Annotated in this window: 1 protein-coding gene; it reads right to left on the bottom strand. The window is 65.8% G+C overall.

Features of this window, described 5'->3' with window-relative positions; all coding sequences use genetic code 11:
• The coding region (locus NF616_RS21165) for an AMP-binding protein (protein ID WP_252275739.1) at positions 1–409 on the bottom strand (409 nt) is incomplete at both ends.

Here is a 409-nt window from a genome sequence, read left to right as displayed (position 1 = left end):
CGGTGGAGCCGGAGGTGTAGATCAGGTAGGCCAGATTGAGCGGATTCAGCTGCACTGTAGGAGCCGAAGCCTCGAAAACGCTCAGATCGAGCTGATCCAGATACAGCGGCTCAACGCCCTCGCCCAGCGGCAGGCGCTCGGCCAGATCGGAGGAAGTGATCAGCCACTTCAGCCCCGAGTCCTCGACCATGTAGCTGAGGCGCTCGCGCGGGTAATCCGGGTCCAGCGGCACGAAGGCGCCGCCGGATTTCAGCACCGCCAGCATGGCCACGATCATCGCGTTGCCACGCTCCAGCGAGACGCCGACGCGCGACTCAGGGCGTAAGCCGTGGGCCACCAGCAGATTGGCCAGGCGATTGGCGCGCGCTTCCAGCTCGGCGAAGGCAATCCGCTCGCCGCCATGCACCAG

Source organism: Pseudomonas subflava, from assembly GCF_023823685.1.
In the GTDB taxonomy this organism is placed as follows: Bacteria; Pseudomonadota; Gammaproteobacteria; order Pseudomonadales; family Pseudomonadaceae; genus Aquipseudomonas; species Aquipseudomonas subflava.
This window is presented reverse-complemented; position numbering and strand designations above follow the sequence as displayed.